Source organism: Mesorhizobium sp. BHscii (assembly GCF_053848065.1).
On the sequence record NZ_JBSPKW010000018.1, the window covers coordinates 114,130 to 138,486 of the forward strand.

The 24,357-nt window shown below is 62.5% G+C and carries 19 protein-coding genes; 8 read left to right on the top strand and 11 right to left on the bottom strand.

The window, feature by feature from the left end:
- Window positions 1-40: 40 nt before the first annotated feature.
- Window positions 41-1,369 carry a citrate synthase gene (gene gltA, locus ACWTU7_RS22985; protein WP_065009590.1) on the bottom strand — a complete coding sequence of 443 codons (1,329 nt, stop codon included), beginning with the start codon at window positions 1,367-1,369 and terminating at the stop codon, window positions 41-43.
- A 182-nt stretch (window positions 1,370-1,551) separates the two neighbouring features.
- Entirely contained in the window at window positions 1,552-2,976 is a 1,425-nt protein-coding gene (gene gltX / locus ACWTU7_RS22990; RefSeq protein WP_455840454.1) for a glutamate--tRNA ligase, read from the bottom strand.
- 101 nt (window positions 2,977-3,077) lie between these two features.
- On the opposite strand from gltX, the gene ACWTU7_RS22995 reads away from it, so the two are divergent.
- Window positions 3,078-5,534 (top strand): ComEC/Rec2 family competence protein, encoded by a 2,457-nt coding sequence (locus tag ACWTU7_RS22995; RefSeq protein ID WP_455840455.1) that lies wholly within the window; start codon window positions 3,078-3,080, stop codon window positions 5,532-5,534.
- Here ACWTU7_RS22995 and lexA read toward each other — a convergent pair.
- The 6 genes from lexA to ACWTU7_RS23025 form a co-directional block, all read right to left on the bottom strand.
- Window positions 5,528-6,265, bottom strand: coding sequence for a transcriptional repressor LexA (gene lexA / locus ACWTU7_RS23000; RefSeq protein ID WP_065009592.1), 738 nt, complete (start codon window positions 6,263-6,265; stop codon window positions 5,528-5,530). The two genes, ACWTU7_RS22995 and lexA, sit on opposite strands and share 7 nt — an antisense overlap.
- Before the next feature lie 104 nt (window positions 6,266-6,369).
- Entirely contained in the window at window positions 6,370-7,575 is a 1,206-nt protein-coding gene (locus ACWTU7_RS23005; protein WP_455840456.1) for a molybdopterin molybdotransferase MoeA, read from the bottom strand.
- Window positions 7,575-8,072, bottom strand: coding sequence for a cyclic pyranopterin monophosphate synthase MoaC (gene moaC / locus ACWTU7_RS23010; RefSeq protein ID WP_029352743.1), 498 nt, complete (start codon window positions 8,070-8,072; stop codon window positions 7,575-7,577). The genes ACWTU7_RS23005 and moaC overlap by 1 nt, the downstream gene beginning before the upstream one ends.
- A gap of 66 nt (window positions 8,073-8,138) precedes the next feature.
- Complete coding sequence (trpC, locus tag ACWTU7_RS23015) at window positions 8,139-8,990, bottom strand: indole-3-glycerol phosphate synthase TrpC (RefSeq protein ID WP_455840457.1); 852 nt, start codon at window positions 8,988-8,990, stop codon at window positions 8,139-8,141.
- Window positions 8,991-8,994: 4 nt separating this feature from the next.
- The gene (gene trpD, locus ACWTU7_RS23020; protein ID WP_029352738.1) at window positions 8,995-10,005 is read right to left on the bottom strand and encodes an anthranilate phosphoribosyltransferase; all 1,011 of its coding nucleotides are present in this window, start codon (window positions 10,003-10,005) and stop codon (window positions 8,995-8,997) included.
- On the bottom strand, window positions 10,002-11,894 hold the full coding sequence (locus tag ACWTU7_RS23025) for a SurA N-terminal domain-containing protein (RefSeq protein ID WP_455840458.1): 1,893 nt from the start codon (window positions 11,892-11,894) through the stop codon (window positions 10,002-10,004). Before ACWTU7_RS23025 ends, trpD begins: the two co-directional genes overlap by 4 nt.
- A 145-nt stretch (window positions 11,895-12,039) precedes the next feature.
- On the opposite strand from ACWTU7_RS23025, the gene tpiA reads away from it, so the two are divergent.
- The 6 genes from tpiA (at window position 12,040) to ACWTU7_RS23055 (ending at window position 17,767) form a co-directional block, all read left to right on the top strand.
- The gene (gene tpiA / locus ACWTU7_RS23030; protein ID WP_455840459.1) at window positions 12,040-12,807 is read left to right on the top strand and encodes a triose-phosphate isomerase; all 768 of its coding nucleotides are present in this window, start codon (window positions 12,040-12,042) and stop codon (window positions 12,805-12,807) included.
- Between the two features lie 179 nt (window positions 12,808-12,986).
- Window positions 12,987-13,445, top strand: a complete 459-nt coding sequence (gene secG / locus ACWTU7_RS23035) for a preprotein translocase subunit SecG (protein WP_455840460.1) — start codon at window positions 12,987-12,989, stop codon at window positions 13,443-13,445.
- A 212-nt stretch (window positions 13,446-13,657) separates the two neighbouring features.
- Window positions 13,658-14,773 carry a L,D-transpeptidase gene (locus ACWTU7_RS23040; RefSeq protein ID WP_455840467.1) on the top strand — a complete coding sequence of 372 codons (1,116 nt, stop codon included), beginning with the start codon at window positions 13,658-13,660 and terminating at the stop codon, window positions 14,771-14,773.
- Between the two features lie 137 nt (window positions 14,774-14,910).
- Window positions 14,911-16,548 carry a CTP synthase gene (locus ACWTU7_RS23045; protein WP_095520383.1) on the top strand — a complete coding sequence of 546 codons (1,638 nt, stop codon included), beginning with the start codon at window positions 14,911-14,913 and terminating at the stop codon, window positions 16,546-16,548.
- Window positions 16,549-16,564: 16 nt separating this feature from the next.
- Window positions 16,565-17,104: a DUF1697 domain-containing protein gene (locus tag ACWTU7_RS23050; protein WP_127209204.1), complete on the top strand. Its 540-nt coding sequence runs from the start codon at window positions 16,565-16,567 to the stop codon at window positions 17,102-17,104.
- A gap of 360 nt (window positions 17,105-17,464) precedes the next feature.
- The gene (locus ACWTU7_RS23055) at window positions 17,465-17,767 is read left to right on the top strand and encodes a DUF982 domain-containing protein (RefSeq protein WP_128343026.1); all 303 of its coding nucleotides are present in this window, start codon (window positions 17,465-17,467) and stop codon (window positions 17,765-17,767) included.
- Window positions 17,768-18,093: 326 nt separating this feature from the next.
- On the opposite strand, the gene ACWTU7_RS23060 is transcribed toward ACWTU7_RS23055, so the two are convergent.
- The 3 genes from ACWTU7_RS23060 to ACWTU7_RS23070 all read right to left on the bottom strand — a co-directional run bounded on the left by ACWTU7_RS23060 (window position 18,094) and on the right by ACWTU7_RS23070 (window position 23,285).
- Window positions 18,094-19,863, bottom strand: a complete 1,770-nt coding sequence (locus ACWTU7_RS23060; RefSeq protein WP_455840461.1) for an alpha,alpha-trehalose-phosphate synthase (UDP-forming) — start codon at window positions 19,861-19,863, stop codon at window positions 18,094-18,096.
- 154 nt (window positions 19,864-20,017) lie between these two features.
- Window positions 20,018-22,180 (bottom strand): amylo-alpha-1,6-glucosidase, encoded by a 2,163-nt coding sequence (locus tag ACWTU7_RS23065; protein ID WP_455840462.1) that lies wholly within the window; start codon window positions 22,178-22,180, stop codon window positions 20,018-20,020.
- 43 nt (window positions 22,181-22,223) lie between these two features.
- A complete protein-coding gene (locus ACWTU7_RS23070; protein WP_455840463.1) occupies window positions 22,224-23,285 on the bottom strand; it encodes a glycosyltransferase family 4 protein in 1,062 nt (353 codons plus the stop codon).
- Window positions 23,286-23,490: 205 nt separating this feature from the next.
- Between ACWTU7_RS23070 and ACWTU7_RS23075 the strand changes: the two genes are divergently transcribed.
- Window positions 23,491-23,793, top strand: coding sequence for a DUF982 domain-containing protein (locus ACWTU7_RS23075; RefSeq protein ID WP_455840468.1), 303 nt, complete (start codon window positions 23,491-23,493; stop codon window positions 23,791-23,793).
- The last annotated feature ends 564 nt before the right edge of the window (window positions 23,794-24,357 follow it).

A 24,357-nucleotide genomic window follows, 5' to 3' on the forward strand; every position in this document is an offset into this window, starting at 1 on the left:
CTAGAATTCCTATTTACTACTCACTACTCACTTCTTCTATTCACCGTTTAGCAATCGGCACGTAGTCGCGTTCCGGCGCACCTGTATAGAGCTGGCGCGGGCGACCGATCTTCTGGTGCGGATCCTCGATCATCTCTTTCCACTGCGCGATCCAGCCGACGGTACGGGCGACCGCGAACAGCACGGTGAACATGGTGGTGGGGAAGCCCAGCGCCTTCAGCGTGATGCCGGAATAGAAATCGACGTTCGGATAAAGCTTCTTCTCGATGAAATAGGAGTCGGTCAGCGCGATCTTTTCCAGTTCCATGGCGATGTCGAGCAGCGGATCATCCTTGATGCCAAGTTCGCCCAAAACCTCATGTGCGGTCTTCTGCATGATCTTGGCGCGCGGATCGTAGTTCTTGTAGACGCGGTGGCCAAAGCCCATCAACCGGAACGGATCGTTCTTGTCCTTGGCGCGGGCGATGAATTCCGGGATGTGGTCGACATGGCCGATCTCGCCCAGCATGTTCAAGGCCGCTTCGTTGGCGCCGCCATGAGCCGGTCCCCACAGGCAGGCGATGCCGGCGGCGATGCAGGCAAACGGGTTGGCGCCCGACGAGCCGGCGAGGCGAACGGTCGAGGTCGAGGCGTTCTGCTCGTGATCGGCATGCAGGATGAAGATGCGCTCCATCGCACGCGCCAGCACCGGATTGATCTTGTATTCCTCACACGGCACGGCAAAGCACATATGCAGGAAGTTGGCCGCGAAATTCAGCTCGTTCTTCGGGTAAATGAAGGGTTGGCCGATGTGGTACTTATAAGCCATCGCCGCGATCGTCGGCATCTTGGCGATCAGCCGCATCGACGCGACCATGCGCTGGTAGGGGTCCGAGATGTCGGTGGAATCGTGATAGAAGGCTGACAGCGCGCCGACCACGCCGCACATCACCGCCATCGGGTGCGCGTCGCGGCGAAAGCCGGTGAAGAAGCGCGACATCTGCTCGTGCACCATGGTGTGGCGCGTCACCCGGTAATCGAAATCGTCCTTCTGCGCCTTGGTCGGCAATTCGCCGTAGAGCAAGAGGTAGCAGACTTCGAGGAAGTCGCCATGCTCGGCCAACTGGTCGATCGGATAGCCGCGATGCAAAAGGATGCCGGCATCGCCATCAATGAAGGTGATTTCCGACTCGCAGCTTGCCGTCGAAGTGAAGCCGGGATCATAAGTGAACGCCCCGGTGGTGCTGTAAAGCGAGCCGATATCGATGACGTCCGGTCCGACCGAGCCGCTTCGCACCTTGAGCTCGTGAGTTTTGCCGCCGAATTCAAGCTTCGCAGTCGACGCGTGGGTTTTGCCGCCAAATTCCATTTTTGTCGCAGCTTCGGACATTGCAAACTCCTTTAGGTTTTTCTCATGCCGGCAAAGGCGAAATATCTGCAACGCAACACTTCGAAAGCACCGGAGTTCGCGCGTTTGCGCCCGCAATTGGATTTGCGTGCCAAATTGGGCCAAGGCCTAATGTTGCACTGCGAAACCCACCTTTCAATGCCAATCTTCTTGGGCCAGTTTTGCTAATCGATTTGATCCGCGACGCGCGCCAGGCTTTCCTCGCGGCCAAGCACGGCAAGCACGTCGAACACGCCCGGCGAGGTGCTTTTGCCGGTGAGCGCGGCGCGCAAGGGTTGGGCCACAGCGCCGAGCTTATGGCCGCCGGCCACCGCATATCCCCGGATCGCAGCCTCCGCTGCTTCGGCCGTCCAGTCGCCTGAAATCGCCTTCAGCGCCGCATGAGCACCCCGCAGGATCTCGCGCGCATCACCGCCGAGCAGCGCCGCCGCCTTCTCGTCGATCCGCAGCGGTCGCTCGACAAACAGGAAGGCGGCACCGTCGGCCAGCTCGACCAGTGTCTTGGCCCGCTCCTTTAAGCCGGGCAGGGCGGCGAGCAACTGCGCCTTGCGCGTGTCGTCGAGGCGCGTTGCGATCGCCGGGCCGCCTTCCAGATAGGGCAAAGTGGCGATGAAGATATCGAGCAATTCGGCGTCGTTCATGCGGCGCATATGCACGCCGTTCAGCGCCTCGAGCTTGGCGAAGTCGAAGCGGGCGGCCCCCTTGTTGACGTCGCCGATGTCGAACCAGGCAATCATGTCGGCGATCGACATGACCTCGTCGTCGCCGTGGCTCCAGCCAAGCCGCGCCAGGTAGTTGAGCAGTGCCTCAGGCAGGTAGCCCATGGCACGATAGGCTTCGACGCCTAGCGCACCGTGCCGCTTCGACAGCTTGGCACCGTCGGCGCCATGGATCAGCGGGATATGCGACATCGACGGCACGTCCCAGTCCATGGCTCGATAGATCACCATCTGGCGGGCGGCATTGGTCAGATGGTCGTCGCCGCGGATGATGTGGGTGATGCCCATGTCATGGTCGTCGACGACGACGGCATGCATATAGGTCGGATTGCCGTCCGAGCGCAGGATGATGAAATCGTCGAGATCCTTGTTGGGGAAGCGGACTTCGCCCTGCACGCGGTCATGCACCACCGTCTCGCCGCCGGCCGGCGCCTTGATGCGGATCGCGCCCTTGGCGCCGGCCGGCGCCTCCGACGGGTCGCGGTCGCGCCAGCGGCCGTCATACCGAGGAGGCAGCCCCTTGGCACGCGCGCTCTCGCGCATCGCCTCCAACTCGGCCGGCGTCGCATAGCAGTAATAGGCTTTGCCGAGCCGCACCAGCTCCTCGGCGACCGCGCGGTGGCGCGGCGCGCGCTCGAGCTGCGATACCGGCTCGCCGTCCCAGGTGAGGCCGAGCCAGGCGAGCCCATCGAGAATGGCAGCGGTTGCCGCATCGGTCGAACGCTCGCGATCGGTGTCCTCGATCCGCAGCAGCATCTTGCCGCCAGTGTGTTTCGCATACAGCCAGTTGAACAGCGCCGTGCGCGCCCCGCCAATATGCAGGAAGCCGGTGGGAGAGGGGGCAAAACGGGTGACGACCTTGTCGGACATAGAACTCTCAGGCAAGCGCAGGAACGGATGTGGTTGCGCGGACTTTCGCGCGTCGCGCGTTCATGTAGCATAGGAGGTCAAGGGTGCAAGGGGCAGACCCGATGGCTGGACCAGGCCGGGGCGTGGACGAGAGCGAGGGCGCGATCACAAGCGTCAGCGAACGATCGCTGTTTGCCGACGTTCCTCACGCCGAGCCGCTAGCCGCTTTGCTGCCTGCATCGCACCCGGCCACCCAGTCTCTTTCGCCGGACCGCTCCGCGCCAATACCGGCTCCACAACCGGGGCCCGTCATTCGTTTCCGCCGACAGCTTAGCCATCTTTCACCATCCGGTATCCGCAACAGCATGGCCTCGGCAGCCGGCCTGGAACTCGACCGCGGCGTCGCCTTCCTGCTGGTGCCGGTTTTTCTGGCGTGCGGGGTGATCGTCTATTTTTCGCTTACCGTCGAACCGGACTTTCCGCAGCCCATTGCCGTCGTGGTCCTCACGGCGTTGTGTGCGGCTGTCACGCGCTCATGGCGCAAGACGCATCTGTGCTTCATGGCAGCGTTGCTGTGCGCACTCGGTGTTCTCGCCGCCAAGGTTGAAACCTGGCGCGCGGGAACGCAGATGCTCGGTTCGGAAATCCAGACCCAGCTCACCGGCCGTGTCGTTAGGCTCGATCAGATGGCGAACGGCCGGATCAGGCTGACCATCGACGTGATGTCGACCGCCCGGCCGACACTGCGTTATGCACCGGGACGTGTCAGGGTTTCGGCACGCAAAATTCCCGCTGAGATGACTGCAGGCTCGGTGGCAACCGGTTATGTGCGGCTTTTGCCTCCGACTGGCCCGGTTAGGCCGGACAGTTATGACTTCTCCTTTGACAGCTATTTCGCCGGTATCGGTGCCAGTGGCTTTTTCCTCAGCAATCCGAAGATCGTCGTTTCCGAGGATGCGCCGTTCGCCGCGCGCCTTTCTTCCTCGATCGAAAAGGCGCGCGAAAACATTGCCGACCATATCAGGGACAGCATTGGTGGCGCCGAGGGGGAGATTGCCGCCGCACTGATCATCGGTGTGCGTGCCGGCATTCCCGAAGAGATAAACGAATCGATGCGGCGCACCGGCATCTACCACATCATCTCGATTTCCGGCCTGCACATGGCGCTTGTCGCCGGCACGATCATGGGATTGCTGCGCGGCGCCTTTGCGCTGTTTCCCGATTTTTCGTCACGCCGGCCGGTCAAGAAATATGCGGCTGCTGCCGCACTCCTTTCCATCGCTGCGTATCTCATTTTTTCCGGTATCGTGGTCGCGGCTGAACGCAGCTTCATCATGCTGGCGGTAATGCTTGTCGCCGTGCTGTTCGACCGAGCGGCACTTACCATGCGCAATCTGACGATTTCTGCCATCGCCGTCATCGTCGTGTCGCCGCACGAGGTGGTCGGCCCAAGCTTCCAGATGTCCTTCGCCGCGACTGCTGCTCTCGTGGGCGCCTATGCCGGATGGTCCGACTATCGTGCCGACAGGGCCACGGCGCCGCCACAGCGACGGTCGCCGGTCGCTTTCGTCACGCGAAAACTCGCCGCTGGGACAGGGACCATCGCAATGACCTCCATCATTGCCGGCAGCGCCACCGCGCTCTTCGCCATCTGGCACTTCCAGCGCGTATCGCCGCTTAGCCTGTTCGCCAATCTGGCGGTCATGCCAATCGTCACGGTCGTCATGTTCCTGGCCGTCCTCAGCGCTCTGGCAATGCCTTTCGGCTTCGACGGACCTTTCCTCTACATGATGGGCAAGGGACTGACGGCCATGATCGCAATATCGGGATGGATTTCCGAGCGGTCGCCGGTCGATGCAGTCGGGCTGATCTCGTTGCAGTCGGTTCTGCTGGTGACGGTCGCCCTGGTCATCGCTACGATGGCGACGACATGGTTGCGGCTTGCGGCACTTCCCTTTGCGCTCGCCGGCCTGCTGACGATTTCCGACACGCGCGCCCCCGATGTGCTGATTTCGGAAGATGCGCATCTGGTGGCGCTGCCGATCGGCGGCGGCGAACTTGCCGTCAACCGGGTGCGTTCGAACGAATTCACCACCGACAACTGGAAACATGCGCTGGTTTCAGCGACCATTGTCGAGCCGGAAACATTCGAAAAAGGAGACGTGCGGTTCGACATCGCCGACCCGGCCGACCTGCCGCCTGGAGCGCCCTTCTACTGCACTGCCGGCCTGTGCCTCGCCCGGCACCCGTCCGGCGCGATCATCGCACTCGCCGACGACCGCAAAACCGCACGGCCAGCCTGTGCCTTTGCGGATTTGATCGTCATCGACGATGCCACAGCCTATTATAATCCCTGCCGCAATCCGCTGGTTCTCGTCGTCACCAAACGGCAGCTCGCTCGCATGGGCAGTGCCGCCGTCTTCTTCGATCCGCTATCAGCGACGACGCGCGCAGAAATCCGTTTTGCCGTCAGACAGCCATATAGGCCTTGGCACGAGCAGCGGAGATTTTCGCGCGAGGCGAGGGGCTTGCCGCCATACCGCAGGGCCGAGAAACCCAAGAAGCCTGCCGCTCAGTAACGCCGGATCAGTCCGACGAGCTTGCCTTGCACCTTGACCCGGTCCGGCCCGAAGATGCGCGTCTCATAGGCCGGATTGGCGGCTTCCAGTGCGATCGAGGCGCCCTTGCGGCGGAACCGCTTCAGCGTCGCTTCCTCCTCGTCGACCAATGCGACGATGATCTCGCCAGGCTGGGCGGTGTCGGCGTTGCGGATGATGACCGTGTCGCCGTCGAAAATGCCGGCCTCGATCATCGAATCACCCTTGACCTCCAGCGCGTAGTGCGTGCCGCCGGTGATCATGTCCGGTGGTACCGAGATCGAATGCGTCTGGTGCTGGATGGCGTCGATCGGCACACCGGCAGCGATGCGGCCCATCACCGGTATGGAGATGGTGGCAACGACGTCGTCGTCATTGCCGGCCGCGGGCAGGCGCGAAGGCGCCGGTTTGATCTGTCGTCCGAGGCTGCCCTGCCCAAGGCTGCCCTGAATGACGCTTGGCGAGAATTTGCGAGCCGCATTGAGGCCGGGCGCGATCGAATCGGGCAGGCGCAGCACCTCCAGCGCGCGGGCCCGGTTGGGCAGGCGGCGAATGAAACCGCGCTCCTCCAGCGCCGTGATCAGCCGATGGATCCCCGACTTCGAGGCGAGGTCGAGCGCTTCCTTCATCTCGTCGAACGAGGGCGGAATGCCGCTTTCCTTCAGCCGCTCGTGGATGAACATCAGCAGTTCATGTTGTTTGCGTGTCAGCATCGCGACCCCCAACAGAATCAGAAAAACAAACCCAGAACAAACACTATCTGTTCCAGTTGTGTTCCGCAACCGTTTAAAGTTTAATGAATGTGTTGACGTTTTGTTCAGCGTAGCATCAGCACGCTGCACGCGGCGCCCGTCGCGGCTGGGGGAGCGAATGGCTCGCGCACGATCAGCCCGTTGGCGTCGGCCAGCATTTTGAGCATCGAGGAATCCTGGACGCCGAACGGGGTCGCCAGTGGCGTGCCGGCTTCTTCCTTCACCACCGCGCGTACATAGTCCTGCCTGAGATCGTTGGCCGGCATGGCGGCGCCGAGCCGCGCCTGACGCATGTCCTGCCGGAAGGCGCGGCCGCCGAGCCGCGCAAGCAGCGGCTTCAGAAAGAGCTGCGTGCAGACCAGGCTCGCCACCGGATTGCCAGGCAGGCCGATGCAGCGGATGTCGCCCAGCCGCCCGAACATCAACGGCTTGCCAGGCCGCATGGCGATTTTCCAGAAATCGAGCGTCATGCCTTCACCGGTCAGCACGTCATGGACCAGGTCATGGTCGCCGACCGAGGCGCCGCCCAGCGTGACAATGACGTCGGCGCCTGCGTCGACCGCTTGTTTCACCAGCGTGGCGATCGCCTCCTTGCGGTCGGGGGCGATGCCGAGATCGAGCGCGCTGGCGCCGACCGAGCGGGCCGCGGCGGCGACGCCATAGGCATTGGACGAGATGATCTGGTCGGGGCCAAGGTCGCTGCCCGGCGGCAGCAATTCGTCGCCGGTGGCGATGATGGCGATCAGCGGCCGTTTCACCACGCTGACCTGCGGGTGGTTGGCCGACGCCGCCAGCGACAATGCCGCCGGATCAAGCGGGCGGCCTTTCTCCAGCAGGATGTCGCCCTTCGAGAAATCGAGCCCGAGGCAGCGGATGTTGCGGCCTTCAACCGTCGACGCGGTCACTTCGACGCTGCCGCCGCCGAGATCCCTGGCATTCTCCTGGATGACGATGGTGTCGGCGCCTGCAGGAAGCGGCGCGCCGGTGAAGATGCGCACGGCCTGCGCCGGGCCGACTGTTCCGGCAAAGCCGCGTCCGGCCGGCGCCATGCCGATCACCGAAAGTCTTGCGGGCACGGACGCTACGTCCTCGGCCCGCACGGCATAGCCGTCCATAGCGGACGCGTTGAACGGCGGCTGGGTGCGAAGCGCCAGAAGCGGCTCCGCCAGCACGCGGTCGGCGGCGTCCATCAGGGCGACGCATTCAGCCTGCAAGGGCGCAGCATCCTCAAGCAGGCGCTCGAGCGCCTCGGCGACCGGAAGCAGTGCCATTATTGGCCTGCCCCCTTGGCGTCCGCCTTGTAGTCGCCGGATTTGCCGCCGGTCTTTTCCACCAGCCTGATGCCCGAGATCACCATGGCGCGGTCGACCGCCTTGGCCATGTCATAGATGGTCAGGCAGGCGACCGAGACGGCGGTCAGCGCTTCCATCTCGACGCCGGTCTTACCTGTGACGCGGGCCAGCGCCGTGACCTTCAGGCCTGGCAGCGTCGCGTCCGGTTCGATGTCAACGGATATCTTGGTCAACAGCAGCGGATGGCAGAGCGGGATCAGCTCATGCGTCCTCTTGGCCGCCATGATGCCGGCGATGCGCGCCGTGCCCAGCACGTCGCCCTTCTTGGCATCGCCGTCAAGAATCATCTTCAGCGTTTCGGGCCGCATCGCGACAAGACCTTCGGCGATTGCCGTGCGCGTCGTCTCCGCCTTGTCGCCGACATCGACCATATTGGCTTCGCCTTTCGCGCCAAGATGGGTGAGGGCGGCCGTCATCGTCAGTCAGCCTTAGAGCGACGTGCGTCCGTTTGGACGCGCAAAGTACTCTCTAACCCTTTGAAACTATGCATCGTGCTCTCCAAAAATCGATTCCGATCTTCGGGCCGATGCATGAGCCGGCGCCTTGCCCGTCAAAAGCAGGCGCGTTGCAGTGGCCACATTCTGTTGCCGCATCAGGCTCTCGCCGACGAGGAATGTACCGATGTCGCTCCGTTCCAGCCTGCGGCAGTCTTCGTGCGAGAAAATACCGCTCTCGCTGACCAGCAGGCGGTCTGCCGGCACCATCTTCGCGAGCCGCTCCGAGGTCTCGATGCTGGTTTCGAACGTCCGGAGATTGCGGTTGTTGATGCCGATCAGCCGCGATGACAGTTTCAGCGCGCGTTCCGTCTCGGCCTCGTCATGCACTTCGACCAGTGCGTCCATGCCGAGTTCGAACGCCGTCGTTTCGAGTTCGCTGGCCACGGCGTCATCGACGCTCGCCATGATGATCAGGATGGCATCCGCGCCCCACGCACGGGCTTCGAACACCTGATAGGGCTCGAACAGAAAATCCTTGCGCAAAGCGGGCAATGTCACGGCGTTGCGCGCATCGGTGAGGAATTTAGGCGCGCCCTGGAAGGACGGCGCGTCGGTCAGCACGGAAAGGCAGGCAGCACCACCTTTCGCATAGGCCCTGGCCAGTGCCGGCGGATCGAAATCGGCGCGGATCAGGCCCTTGGACGGGCTCGCCTTCTTGATCTCGGCGATCAGCGCGAAGCTGCCGGATTTGCGCTTGGCTTCAAGAGCCGAGAGAAAGCCGCGCGCTGCGTCGGTGTCCTTCGCCCGCGCCTTGATCTCGGCAAGCGGCACGCGCGCCTTCGCCGCAGCGATCTCGTCGCGCTTGTAGGCTTCGATCTTACGCAGGATATCAGACACGGCTCTATCCGTTCGAAATCTCGACCAGCCGGTCGAGCACTTTCAGCGACCGGCCGCTGTCGATGGCTTGCGCTGCCGTGGCCATGCCGTCGGCAAGCGTCGTCGCCTTGCCCGCCACCACCAGTCCGGCGCCGGCGTTCATCAGCACTGTATCACGAAAGGCGCCGGCAGCGCCGCCCAGCATATCGCGCAGCGCCTGGGCGTTGTAGGCGGCGTCGCCGCCGCGCAACTCGTCCTTGGTGTGCCGCTTCAGCCCGACCGCTTCCGGGGTCAGTGAAAAGCTGCGGATCTCGCCGCCGACCAGTTCGGCCACTTGGGTCTCACCGGTGGTGGTGATCTCGTCATAGCCGTCGCCATGGGCGACCCAGGCGTGGTCGGCGCCCAGTGCCTTCAGCGTCTCGGCCACCGGCATGATCCATTCAGGCAAGAAGACGCCGACCATCTGCCGGCTCACACTGGCCGGATTGGAGAGCGGGCCAAGCAGGTTGAAGATGGTGCGGGTGCCGAGCTCGACGCGGATCGGGCCGACATGCTTCATCGCCGGATGATGCGCCGGCGCGAACATGAAGCCGACGCCTGTGTCGTGGATACAGCGGCCGATCGTTTCCGGCGGGATATCGATCTTGACGCCGAGCGCGGTCAGCACGTCGGCGGCGCCGGTCTGCGAGGATAGTCCGCGATTGCCGTGCTTGGCCACCGGCACGCCGCAGGCGGCGATGACGAAGGCGGATGCGGTCGATATGTTGACGCTGTGCGAATTGTCGCCGCCGGTGCCGACGATGTCGATCGCGCCAGCGGGCGCGTCGACGCGCAGCATCTTGGCGCGCATGGTGGCGACGGCGCCGGAAATCTCGCTCACCGTCTCGCCGCGCACGCGCAGCGCCATCAGGAAGCCGCCGATCTGGCCGGGCGTAGCGTCGCCCGACATGATGATGTCGAAGGCCTCGCGCGCCTCCTCGAAGGAAAGGGAGTTGCCGGTGGCGACCTTGGCGATATGGGTCTTGAGCGCGCTCATCTGGTCAGGGCTTGGGCAACGGCGGTCTGGTCGATGCGAACGTCGTACTGCGTCTGCAGCTGCGCCACCAGCTGGTCGAGCAGGTCGTCGGACATGCCGGCGGTGAACGATTTCTGCGCGTCGTCCGGCACCGAGCTGGCGTCGGCTCCGGCAGGTTCGAAGACTTCGGCGATCTTGAACAGGATCTGTCCGTCGCCGGTGGGCGAGGGGATCAATCCGATCCCGCCTTCGCCTTCGCCGAACATCGCAGCCGCCCCTTCCTTGCCGAAATCGACGTCGTCCGCCTCGCGCTTGACGCCGCGCTTGGTCTGCTTCTCAAGCTTGAGCTCGCTCGCGATCACGTCGAGCGTGGCGCCGGCCTTGAGACGCTTTTCGAGCTCGTCCGCTTTTGCGGTGAGCCGCTTGGTCGTTTCCGCCGCCGTCCAGTCGGCTACCACCTTCTGTCGGACTTCATCTAGCGTGCGGTCGCGGGCCGGCGTGATCGACTCCACCTCGTAGAACACGAAGCCGTTGTCGGCGGTGGTGAGGTCGGGATTCTCGGTGCCCGGTTCGGCGTCGAACACCGCCTTGATGAGTTCCGGCGATTCCGGCAGGTCCTTGACGATGGTGCCGTCCGGCCTCAGGCCGGTGCGATCGATCGCGTCGATGGTGACGACCTTCAGCTTCAGTTTTTCGGCCGCTTGCTTGAGCGTGCTGCCCGAAGCGCGGATATCTTCGTAATTGTCGTGCACATCCAACAGAATGCGGCTTGCCTCGCCCAGCGCCAGATCCCTGCGGATATCTGCGGACACTTCGGCCAGCGGCTTCACCACTTCGGGCTTGATGTCGGTGACGCGCAGCAGCACCGGACCGAAGGCGCCCTGAACGACCGGACTTACTTCGTTGACATTAAGCGCAAACGCCGCATCCGCCACTGCCTTGTCGGCGATCTTGTCCTTGGACAGCGTGCCGAGCAGCGTGTCGGCTTGCGTCTTGCCCTCGGCGACGACGATCTTGTCGAAGGTAGCGCCGGTCTTGAGTGAATCGAGCGCGGCCTTCGCGGCATCAGGCGTTTTGAACACGAGCTGTTCGATGGTGCGCGTTTCCGGTGTGGTGTAGCGCCCCTTGTTCTTGTTGTAGTCGTCGCTGACCTGTTGGTCGGTCACGGCACTCGGATCCATGATGTCTTGCGGCTCGAGCCTGACATAGGAGAATTTGCGGTATTCGGGCGCCGCGTAGGTCTTCTTGTTTTCCTCGAAATAGGCCGAAAGCGCAGTGTCGGATGGCGCTTCAATCGGCTCGACCAGCGATTTCGGCAAGGTCACATACTCGATGGTGCGGTCTTCACCACGATAGAGCGCGACTGCCTTCAAGAAAGTATCCGGAGCCTTGAGGCCGTCCGAAACCGCCTCGACAATCTGCTGGCGCACAGCCACCTGGGCGCGATTCCTCAGATAGTCTTCCGGCCGCATGCCGACCTGTTGCAGTATGTATTCGAACGTCCTCCGGTCGAAGGTGCCGCCAGGACCCTTGAAAGCTGGGTCTTCATGCGTGAGTTGGGCCAGCCGGTCCTTGGACAACCCAAGCCCGAGCTTGCGCGCCTGCTCATCGAGGACTGCACCCGACACGAGTTGCGCCAGCACCTGGTTATCGAGGCCGAGCGCCGTCGCCTGCTCACGGCTGATGCGCTGGCCGAATTGCTGCGACATCACGCTGATCTGGCGATCATAGGCGAGGCGATACTCGTTGATTGACACTTTGGTGCCTCCGGCCGTGATAACGGCATCGTGGCCCGCAAAACCACCGACCATCTGCCCGGAAATGCCCCAGACGGCAAAGCTCAACACCAACAATATCAGCAGCGCCTTCGCGACCCAGGTCCCGGCCGCGCTTCTCAAGATACTAAGCATGGTCACTTCCGATTTTTGGCGCATTTTCGCATGCGCCGAGTTTGAAACAAGCGCAATAGCGTCCTTCCGGCCCACTGTCGATTGCTTTGTGGGCTGAGTTTGGTAGTGAGGACGCAGCCGAATATTGCCCGGAGAAGCAAATCCCATGACGCAAGGAATCCGCCCGCTGGTCGCAGGCAACTGGAAAATGAACGGCACCAGCGCCTCGCTCAACGAACTCAGGATGATCGGCAACGGCTTCATGAGCGGGCTCGATGCGGAGACCGAAGCGCTGGTCTGCGTTCCGGCGACGCTACTCGCGCACGCCGCAGAGATTTTGTCGCGCACGCCGGTCCGGGCCGGGGGCGAGGATTGCCACACGAAGGAGAGCGGCGCCCATACCGGCTGCATTTCGGCCGAGATGCTGAAGGATGCGGGCGCTAGCTACGTCATCGTCGGCCATTCCGAACGTCGCGCCGATCACAATGAGGACGACGCCATTGTTCAGGCCAAGGCGTCCGCCGCGTGGCGCGCCGGGCTGGTAGCCATCATCTGCATCGGCGAGACAAGAGCCGAGCGCGAGGCGGGCGCGACGCTCGATGTGCTGTCGCGCCAGGTCGCCGGCTCGGTGCCGCCCAACGCCACGGCGTCGAACACCGTTATAGCCTATGAGCCGGTATGGGCGATCGGCACTGGACTGACGCCGACCGCCGCCGACGTTGCTGAGGCGCATGCGCATATTCGCGAAAAACTGTCGGAAAAGCTTGGCAGCGCGGCGGCGAAGATGCGCATCCTCTATGGCGGCTCGGTCAAGCCGTCGAACGCGGTCGAACTGCTCGGCGTGAAAAATGTCGACGGCGCGCTGGTCGGCGGCGCCAGTCTGAAGGCGGCGGACTTTCTCGGTATCGCCGAAGCCTATCGAAATATCTCGTAGCATCGAAAGGCTATCGGGCACTTCGGATAGGCTGTGCCGCAGCGGGAAATCGTTGCAAAGGGCGCACTGCTTCCCATATTCCGGCCACGGGCTTGGAAATGCCATCAAAGCATTGTATTGAGCCGCCTCCAAATCACCGGCCGGATCCGCGGCCGCGCAAGGCTTTGCCAGGGTAAGCTATGGAAACCGTTCTGATCGTCGTCCACCTCATGGTCGTGCTCGCTCTTGTCGGCGTGGTGCTGCTGCAGCGCTCCGAAGGCGGCGGCCTCGGCATCGGCGGCGGCTCGGGCTTCATGACCGCGCGCGGCGCGGCCAACGCGCTGACGCGGGCGACGGCGATCCTAGCGGCGGCTTTCTTCGCCACCTCGCTGACATTGTCGATCGTCGCCCGTTATGGCGAGAAGCCAATCGATATTCTCGATCGTGTGCCTGTGACTAACGGCGGGGGCGGCGTGCTCAACCAGTTGCCTGGCACCACGGCGCCGACACCACCTTCCGGCAATACAGCGCCAACGCCGCCTTCCGGCAATGATGCTGCAGCCCCGGCTCCCGCTGCACCGCCTGCGGCGGATTCGACCACGCCGCCGGCCACAAACGGCGTCACCCTGCCAGTAACGCCGCAGGTTCCGAACCAGTAACCAGCAGACGTCCGGCGCCGCGATCTGTTGTTGTTTGAACACAGTCGCGGCAAATGCCGCACGATCCCGAGGATTCGACCGGGCACGGCACGACAGGGCGCTTGAGGCGTCTTCGATTAATCGATTATAGATTGCGCGCGGCACTTTCGGCGTCCTTGGGGGACGCCGGGCGACGCCGTGGGCAACAAGCATTGAACGATCGGATCTTCGCCATGCAGCTTCGCAGCTTCATATTAGCCGGCCTTTGTGCCGTGCTCAGCCTTGGTGGGCCCGCTTACGCGGCCATGCCGGCGGGTAATTCGGCCTCTAAAACCGCAGTAACAACTGACGTTGTCAACGTCGCCGCCAAAAGCGATACGGCGCAGCTAAGGCTCCTCAAGAAGAAGAAAAATCCGACCGCGGACGATCTGGCCCAAATCGGCAAGATCGAAGCCAAGATTGCGGCCGACAAAGAGGCCGCTCGAGCCAAGGCGCTCGAGGCCAGGAAGCTGGCGATGCGCGAGGCGGCCAAAGCCAAGGCCGACGCGGAACGGCAGGCGTTCCTTGCCAAGAAGAGCCTTGCCAAGAAGGATAAGTCCGCTGCCCAGCTGGCCGACGGAAAGCCGGCTAAGAAGACCGTCAAGATCATCGAACCCATCGCACCGATCCAGTCGGCCGAGCCGGTTTCCGCCGAGACCATGAACGTCGCGTTGACCGGCAACAACGGTGAATTGCGCAGCGAGCCGGTTGGACAGAAGCCGCAGAGCGTCGGGCTGTTCGCCGGTCTGTTCGGCGGCACGTCCTCGTCGATGTCGCTGCTCCCCGAGACCCGCGCTCTCGATGCCGCACTCGCCAGGAAGGAAGCCAAGAAGCAGTTCAAGGTGAAGCCGGAGTTCGTGCCGCAAGAGGTCGAATTCACCGGCTACAGTCCCGGCACCATCGTTATCGATACCAGCGCGCGCCGCCTCTATCTCGTCGAATCCTCATGGACCGCCCGCCGTTATGCGATCGCGGTCGGTCGTGACGGCCTGCAGTTCAAGGGCACGGTAGCGGTCGGCGACAAGCAGGAATGGCCGCGCTGGATCCCGACACTCGAGATGCAGAAGCGTGAACCGAAGAATTATGGCCGGTACAAGGACGGCATGCCCGGCGGCGGCGAAAATCCGCTCGGCGCGCGCGCCATCTATCTCTACGACGGCAAGAAAGACACCCATCTGCGCATTCACGGCACCATCGCGCCGCAGTCGATCGGAACGAGCGCCTCCAATGGCTGCTTCCGCATGATCAACGAGCACGTCATGGACCTTTACCGCCGGGTGAAAGTGGGCACCAAGGTCGTCATCATCTGACGACTTAACGGACTATTCCAAAGGGCCGGTCTCGCCGGCCCTTTTGTTTTGGTTCGAGCATCACCAGGGCGCCTTCTTGGGAAAAAGCCTTCGCGGCGGTTTTTTCTCTGGCGGAATCAATTCGGCCGCGTTAAGCGATGACTCCCATGGCGCGATATGTATTCATCACAGGCGGCGTGGTTTCCTCACTCGGAAAAGGCATCGCTGCAGCGGCCCTTGGGGCTCTCTTGCAGGCGCGAGGCTATCGCGCGCGCATAAAGAAGCTCGATCCCTATCTCAATGTCGATCCCGGCACGATGTCGCCATACCAGCATGGCGAAGTCTTCGTGACCGACGACGGCGCCGAGACCGATCTCGATCTTGGCCATTATGAGCGCTTCACCGGCCGCTCGGCCAACCAGCAGGACAACATCACCACAGGCCGCATCTACAAGAACATCATCGAGCGGGAGCGGCGCGGCGACTATCTTGGCGCCACCGTGCAAGTGATTCCGCACGTCACCGACGAGATCAAGAACTTCATTCTCAACGGCAATGACGACTATGACTTCGTGCTGTGCGAGATCGGCGGTACGGTCGGCGACATCGAGGCGATGCCGTTCCTGGAGGCGATCCGCCAGCTCGGCAACGATCTGCCGCGCAACAACGCCGTCTACGTGCACCTGACGCTGATGCCCTACATTCCAACGGCGGGCGAATTGAAGACCAAGCCGACCCAGCATTCGGTCAAGGAATTGCGCGGCATCGGCATTGCGCCCGACATTCTGCTGGTCCGCGCCGACCGCCCCATCCCCAGGGAAGAGCGCCGCAAACTGTCGCTGTTCTGCAATGTCCGCGAGAGCGCGGTCATTCAGGCACTCGACGTCCCGCACATCTATGACGTGCCGATGGCCTATCACAATGAAGGGCTGGATTCGGAGGTGCTGGCCGCTTTCGGCATCGATCCGGCGCCGAAGCCGCGCATGGAGCCCTGGCAAGCGGTGTCCAACCGCATTCACAATCCGGAAGGCGAGGTGACCATCGCCGTCGTCGGCAAGTATACCGGCCTCAAGGACGCGTACAAATCGCTGATCGAGGCGCTGTCGCATGGCGGCCTCGCCAACCACGTCAAGGTCAAGCTCGACTGGATTGAGAGCGAGATTTTCGAGAAGGAAGATCCGGCGCCGTGGCTGGAAAAGGTCCACGGGATTCTGGTCCCCGGCGGCTTTGGCGAGCGCGGCGCTGAAGGCAAGATCCTGGCGGCGAAGTTCGCCCGCGAGCGAAAAGTGCCATATTTCGGCATCTGCTTCGGCATGCAGATGGCTTGCATCGAAGCAGCGCGCTCGCTGGCCGGCGTCGAGCATGCCTCGTCGACCGAATTCGGTCCGACCGAGGAACCGGTCGTCGGCCTGATGACCGAATGGCTGAAGGGCAACATGCTGGAGAAGCGCAGGGAAACTGGCGACCTCGGCGGCACCATGCGGCTCGGCGCCTATCGGGCTGACCTCGCCAGGGGTTCGAAAATCGCCGACATCTACGGTGACACGCAGATTTCCGAGCGCCACCGCCACCGCTATGAGGTTAATGTCGACTACAAGGAGCGGCTCGAGGATTGCGGCCTGGTCTTTGCCGGCATGTCGCCCGACGGCGTGCTGCCGGAAACGGTCGAATACCCCGACCATCCCTGGTTCATCGGCGTGCAGTATCATCCCGAGCTGAAAAGCCGGCCACTCGACCCGCACCCGCTGTTTGCCAGCTTCATAGAGGCCGCGGTGGAACAGTCGCGGCTGGTCTAGGCTGCCACCGGCCGTCATGCAAACTTACGTCGCTCTGCTTTACAGCATCGTTCTGGGCGAGGGGCGACGTCTCGTCATGTCCGATCTCAGGGCCATGACAGAAGGCCTTGGGCTGTACAACCCGCGCACGCTGGTGGCGACCGGCAATCTGGTCTTCGAGACGAAAGAGACAGAAATTGCCGCGCTGGAGCGCCGGTTGGAGACGGCGTTCGAAAAGACCTTCGGCCGCCATGTCGACATCATCGTGCGCCGCGCGGATGACTGGTTGAAGCTTGCGGCCGGCAATCCGTTTCCCGCCGAATCGGCTGCCGCGGCGGATCAGGTAGCGGTGCGCGTGATGCGCAAGCCCGTTCCCGCTGAGGCCCTCGCGGCGCTGGAGGCCTATGTCGGCAACGATGAGCGAATGCAGGCCGTCGGCGGCGACATCTGGATCTTCTTTTCCCGCGAGACGCCAAGTTCGCGGTTGCTTGCGGCGACAAGCCATAAACGTCTCGGTGTCGGCACATCCCGCAACTGGAACACAGTGCGCAAATTGGCGGAGATGGTCGGCGGGTAGGCTTCTCCTTCTCCCACAAGCTAGGGGAGGAGGGGACAATTATGTCATGCCTTCGCCGTCCCGGCTCCGGCGGAACTCGCCCGTTTCCTGTAGAGAGCCTCGACGCGAGGGAACCGGCAACCGCTTGGTTTGCCGGCTTTGGCCTTATAGGCATTCGATGAAAGCCGCACTTATCGGCGCACAACGGTTCGTCGCACCCTTGTCACGTTTGGTGATTCGATTTCGGTCGAACGATATGAGAGACTTCGTCTTGGCCCGGCCTCATTTTTTAGCATCGGGCCCTGTTTGCCGGAACCAAGTGGTCAGCCGTAAATTTAACAAGGTTCGATCAGGCACGTCGCGATCGACCGGGAGGAAACGATGGATCGCCTGCAATTCTTTACGCCTGTGCGGATTTCGCGCGGGCAGGAAAGCCCTGCCGAAGAAATTTATAGTGTAGCCGAAGCGATGGGGTTCTTGCGTAAATGGCCAATAGGCCGGCGTGGGCCAGTCTACCAGTGCGCGGTGAATTGCTGCTCTGCGGCTCTGGCGGGACGGATGTCGGCAGAGGAAGCAAGGAAGGCTTTTGCGGGCTTCGCCCGAATCACACGCTTGCTCGACGACGACATGACACTGCCGATGGGCGGCGAAAATATTGATAGCGTGCATGCGCTGAGGCGATGAACGTTCATATTGCACCCCGCCATGAACGCGGTGCCTGCGGCAACGTCACAGCACCTCGACTGAGGCAGCGAACACGCAGCCAGCGCCGCGCTCGGTGACAACGAGCTTCGGCTCGCTCGGGTTGACCTCAAGCTTGCGGCGCAGTCGCTATTTCTGCACGTCGATACTGCGGTCGAACACCTCTTCGTCGTGAATCTGCTGGCGGCGAGCAGCTGCTGGCGGCTCAGGATCTGCTACGGCGATTGCAGGAACGCTGCCAGCATGTCGAGGATCACCAGGTCCACCGGTCTTTCGTTGAGGACGCGCGACAAGGGCCGGCATGCTCGTCACGACACTGCCTTTCTTGTCCGCTCGAACATGGAAATGACATTGTTGTTCGATGGCCGCTCGCCGTTGCCCGTCACCCGGTCGAGGTCGCCACGCTTGCGAAGGCGGGCCGCATCCAGAAGCATGCTGCCGGCCCAGCGATAGACGTTATTGTCGCGGACCATCTCGCGCATGGGCCGCATACGCTCGCGCTGTTCCTCCGGCGTCATGGTCAGCGCCTGCAGCAGCGCTTCGCTCGTCATGGCCGTGTCGTAGGGATTGACGATCAATGCCTCCAGAAGTTCGCGCGAAGCGCCGGCAAAGGTGCTGAGCAACAGCACGCCCTGTTCGTCGTCGCGCGCCGCGACGAATTCCTTGGCCACCAAGTTCATGCCGTCATGCAGGCTGGTGACCATACAAATGTCGGCCGCCCGATAGATCTCGTAGACCTGTTCCTGCGAGTGATGTTCGGCCACCATCAGGAGAGGACTGTAGTTGTTGGTGCCATAGCGCTGGTTTAGCTCTTCGGCATAGCGAAGGCATTCGTCATGAAGTTGCTGGTAGGCCGGCAATGTGCCCCGGCTGGGCGCCGCGACCTGCAGGAAAACCACTTTGCCTACCCATTCGGGATATCGCGTGAACAATTCGTCCAAGGCATGGAAGCGATCGAGAATGCCTTTGGTGTAGTCGAGGCGCTCGACGCCGACGCACAGTTTGACGTTCGCAGGCAGCCCGAATCTTTCGCGGACACGGGCACGGCATTCCTCGACGGCCGGCAATCTTGCCAGCAGTTCGGCCGGCCATTCTATTGAAATGGGGTAAGCGTGGACCAGAGTCGTTTGCCCGCCATAGGAGATCGCCGCGTCCGCCCGTTCTATGCGGCTTTCCAGGAAGCGATCGACGCTTTCGGTGAAATTGTTGGCGTGGAACTGAGTATGGAAGCCGATGATGGAGCTGCCCAGCAAGCCTTCCAGGATCCGTTCACGCCATGGACAGATGCTGTACACTTCCGAATTGGGCCACGGGATATGCCAGAAAGTGATGACGATTGCCTCGGGCAGGCGCTCGCGGATCATGCGCGGCAAGAGCGCGAAGTGGTAGTCCTGGACCAGCACAATCGGCCGCTCGTTGCGCGCCTCGGCAACCACTGTATCGGCGAACTTCCGGTTGACGGCCTCATAGGCCTCCCAATCCGACGCGCGAAAAATCGGGCGGGTGAAGGCGATATGGCAAAGCGGCCACAGACCTTCATTGGCGAAGCCCAGATAATAGGCCTGGTATTCTTCCTCCGTCAGCCAGACCCTGCGCAGCGTGTAGGACGGATTGCCAGGCGGCACCTCAACCCGGTCGTTCTCGTCGACGGTGAGACGGTCCGCTGTTCCGCCGCCGTAGGCGATCCAGGTGCCGGCACAGGCTCGGGTGATCGGCTCAAGCGCCGAAACCAGCCCGCTGGCCGGTACCAAGAGTTCGACGCCGTCATCGTTGACGTTGTGGATGTAGGGTTCGCGGTTGGATACCACGATCACCTGCGTCTCCGGCAGATCCTCGGCCAGGATCTTGCGCAAGGTGTCGGGCGACCATGTGATCAGCGCTGCATCGGCCGAGTGGCCGTTCTTTTCAAACTCCCGCAGCACTGTGCGAGCCGCTTCCGAAATCACGTCCTCGCCTGCGGTGGATGCGGCCGCTGGTATGTGGCGTCGGTGGGATATCGAGAACACCAGGGCAACAGCGGAAAGGCCAAGGCTTGCAATGATTAGAACCCAGAGTACCTCTATGCCATAGTCCGACATTGGAATAACGATTCTCAGGCCGATCAGTGGCCATGTTGGTGTGTTGTTCGAATTCGCAGCCGGCCAATCGTGACAAGCTGCCGTGCGTCGGAACGTTCAGACGGGCCATCGGTTCCGCTAATCGCAGCGCAGCGGTCGGTTCCGAAAAGCCAAACTAGGTCCGCACGATGAGCGGCACCAAGCCCTCATGCCGGTCGGCGAGAAAGGCGACGACCCTATCGCCGACACGCTGGAAGGTGAGATCCACCTTCCTGGTGCCAACGCCCAGATGCCTCAGCGTGAGCGTGTCGATACCAATCGGCAGCCTGGGACCGGTGACGTGGAGTTCGCCGTCCCAGCCGTCGATCTCCAGGCCGAGGCAGGCCTGCATCAGCATGAAGGCAGACCCGGCCGACCAGGCCTGCGGCAGGCACGCGACGGGATAGGCGATCGGCGCTTCGCCCGGCGCGCGGGTAAAGCCGCAGAACAGTTCCGGCAACCGCATGTTGAAATGGACAGCCGATTCGAAGGTGCTGCTCATCAGCCGGACCACGCTTTCGCGCTCGCCAAAGCGTGCCAGACCGGCGCCGCACATGGCGGTGTCGTGCGGCCAGATCGAGCCGTTGTGGTATGACATCGGGTTGAAGAACACAGCATCGTCGGCGAGCGTCCTCAGCCCCCAGCCCGAATGGAAGGAAGCCGAAAGCAGCTGGTCGGCGACCAGCTTCGCCCGCGTCGGCTCGGGGAGCCCGACATAGAGAAGATGCCCGACATTAGACGTCCGCACCTTGCAGGGCTCGCCGGCGCCATCAATCGCCAAGGCATAGAAGCCGAGATCGTCCAGCCAGAAATGGCGTTCCACAGCGGCACGCATGGCCTCGGCGCGGCTGTCCCAATGATCGGCCCTGTCGCCTTCGCTGCGGCGGCGGGCGAGCGCCGCCAGCCCCCGGAAGGCGGCAAAGACATAGCCTTGCACCTCCACCAGAGCGATCGGTCCCTTTGGGACGCGGCCATCTGCATGGAAGACGGAATCGATGCTGTCCTTCCATCCCTGGTTGGAGAGGCCGGACTCGGCGGCACGCTGATAGGTTACGAAGCCGGTCGGCCGGCTCGCCTCCTCGGTCCACTCGGCCGCAGCGCAGAGCGACGGCCACAGGCTGTCGACGAACGCCATGTCGCCGGTACGGTCCGCATAGGCGCAGGCGAGATGGATGAAGAGCGGCGTCGTGTCGACACCGCCATAGTAGCGGCCGAAGGGGAGCTCCCGCAGCGCCGCCATTTCGCCTTTGCGGGTCTCGTGCATGATCTTACCCGGCTGAGAATCGCTGAACGGCGATGTCTCCGTAGCCTGGTGCTGGGCAAGGAAGGCCAGCACGCCTCGCGCCAAACCCGGGTTGAGCCACAGCATCTGCAACGCGGAGATCACGCCGTCGCGGCCGAACGCCGTAGAAAACCAAGGGATACCCGCATATGGGTAGGGTCCGGTCGTAAGCTCCGTCGTCAGCAGCGCCACATCCGCGCGAGCGCGCTCGACCCAATCGTTGAAGACGCGGCCGGAACTGTGCACAGTGGCACCATGGCGGCGCTTGGCCCGCATGCCGAAGCGAGCGCGGGCCGCGGCGGCGCGGTACCGATCGCGGTTCGGCGTTTCCGCCACTCCGGGACCGACCTCGACATACAGCACCTTGCTGCTGCGCCTCGTCACGGCAATCAGGAAGTCCGCACGGTCGGCCGTCAGCTGGTTCGGCGCCTGCGAGAACGATATCGCCGACATCCGCGCCAGCCCGTCTAGCCCGTCGTAGCGAAGCAGGACGGAGGTCGCATCCGTCTCGGCAGCATGGGCCATGCCGCGCTTCAGCCTTGTCGAGCCGCGCACTTCGAACATGTCGCGGAAATCGGCGGCAAAATGCAGCGAAACGCGGATAGTGGAGTGGTCCTGGCTGTAATTGGAAAGGGTAATGCGTTCAAATAACCGGTCCTGCCAAAGCAGCCTTACGCGTTCGATATGGATCGCGCCCTGCGGGATGTCCCGGCCGCGGGCGCTCTGCATCGGCAGATTGGTCAGGTTGGAGGTGAAGAGCACATTGTCCTGGCTGAGCGACGCACCGAGCAGCGATGTCTGCCGGCCTCCGACGGTCAGCCGGAATTCCGAAAGCACTCGGGTGTCGTCACGGAAGAAGCCGTCGCCGGCGCCGCGGATATCGCCGTAGGCGTCGGCCACGGCAAAGCAATCGCCTCGCTTGAGGGCGAACAGCCGATGCGGCTCTCGAGGTGCGGTGGCGTCCAGGGACGCAAGTGCTACCGCAGGATCAAGCTTGCGCTCGTCGAGTTGGGCCATTCGCTACATATCTCTCTCGTTTCGCCCCCCGAGGTAATGCCGCTCACAACGCTCTTGCTTCGGCCGAGGCGCCGATCAGGCGCGCATAGGCGGAAACGTAGTCGCGGGTCATTCTTTCGGCGGAAAACCGCCTTTCGAAGACAGCTCGCACCTTCCGCCTGTCAAGCCGCAGCATGCCCGGCACCGAGGCGACCGCGCCCTCCATGGAATCCACGATAAAACCGGTCACGCCTTGATCGACGATTTCCGGCATCGCGCCGGAGTTCCAGGCGATCACCGGCGTGCCGCAGGCCATCGCCTCTATGACGGCAAGACCGAACGGCTCTGGCCAGTCGATCGGGAATACGAGGCCGGCCGCGTTGCCGAGGAATTCCGCCTTCTTATCCTCCTCGATCTCGCCGACATAGTCGACACGGTCACCGTCGACCAGCGGCTCGACCACCTCTCGGAAATAGGCGCGGTCGTCGTCGCCGATCTTTGCCGCAAGCTTCAGTTTCAGCCCCGAGCGCAGCGCGATCTCGATGGCACGATCCGGACGTTTATCGCGCGACATCCGGCCAAGGAAGGCGAGGTAGGGCTCCCCTGGGCTCGTCTCGAAAACCGGTTTGTAGAGTTCGGTCGGCAGCCCGTGGTGGATCGTCGTCAGCCAGTTAGCGTTGGCGAGCCCCGTGCTTTGGCTACGGGATACGGAGATCATCGGAAAGCGCGGAAAACGCTCATAGGCCGGCGCCAGATCGACATAGTCGAGCCTGCCATGCGGCGTCGTCACCGTCCGCTCGGGCATATGCTCGAAGAAGGAAAAATGCAGGAAATGGCTGAGGTGGAAGTGAATGATATCAAAATCATGAGCTCGTTTCCTTACCTCGGAAAGCATCGAAAGGTGCGCGGCTGTCTCGGATTTCAGCGGGCGTGGGTCAAGACGCAGCGCACGCTCGCGACACGGCACCAATTTTGCCGACGTTTGTGTATCGCCACTGGCGAACAAGGTTACGTCATGGCCAAGCTCGACCAATCCTTCGGTCAGATAGGAGACAATGCGCTCCGTACCTCCATAAAGCCGGGGCGGCACGGATTCATGGAGCGGCGCCACATGGGCTATTCTCATAGGCTGGCATTTCCCTCAAACATCATCGCTGAAGTCGAAATGCATCACCCCCCCGAACGTTCCGCAACGGCAAGAAGTCGGGCGATGATTGGCGATTCACCAGCCGACCATTTCCAAGGCCGTGGGCGTTTTGCCGGGAACCAATTGGCTGGCCGTGAATTTAACTAAGTTCGATCGAACGCATCGCGATCGACGGGAGGAAAAGATGAATCGCCTGCAGTTCTTTACGCCGGTGCGAATTTCACGTGGGCAGGGAAAACCTGTCGAAGAAATCGACAGTGTCAGCGACGCGATGACGTTCTTGCGCCACTGGCCGAAAGGGCGGCGCGGCCCGGTGTATCAATGCGCGCTGAACTGCTGCGCTGCGGCTCTGGCGGGCCAGATGTCTGCCGAGGAAGCAAGAAAGGCTTTTACGGGCTTTGCCCGGATCACCCGGCTGCTGGATGACGACATGTCGCTGCCGATAGATAGCGAAAACACGGACCGTGTCTACTCGCTGAGGCGATAGACGCCAGCCACCTTGGTTGCGCCTATGCGACCCGAATACTGCATTCGGCGCAGAACACACGTTGTCCTGAATGCGACTGCGCCGACCTATAACGTCGTGCGCATTCATGCGACGCTTCGGAACATCGAGGGGGATGGGCGATGCGGAAATGGCCTAGAATGGTTTTTTGGGACGGCCGGCACCATCGCAATTGCCATTTGTTGGGGAATTGTTGCCAAATTGATGGGAGCGCCCTCATTGATTACATTAGGAGCGGTCGCCATCGGTGCGGGTGTCTATAGGTATCTCGGTCAAAACTGATCCACCATTTTTCCGTTGGCCCTCGCCGGTGCGGCGACGGTTCGCGCCAGAGCATCCACGCTCGCCAAAGAGACTGGCTTCAATGTGCTATCCACCTGTCTCTGTTGGGGACCGCGGGCCCTCGCGCGACATCGTTTCCCGCTAGCTCTTCAGGTCACAAAGAATGAGGCTGCCGTAAGCGACAGACCTGGAGAAAGGGTGGCGAACTGTGTTTGAGACGCACCGCCGATCCCGTCACTGTCGAAAGAGAGCGCTCCGGTCGAG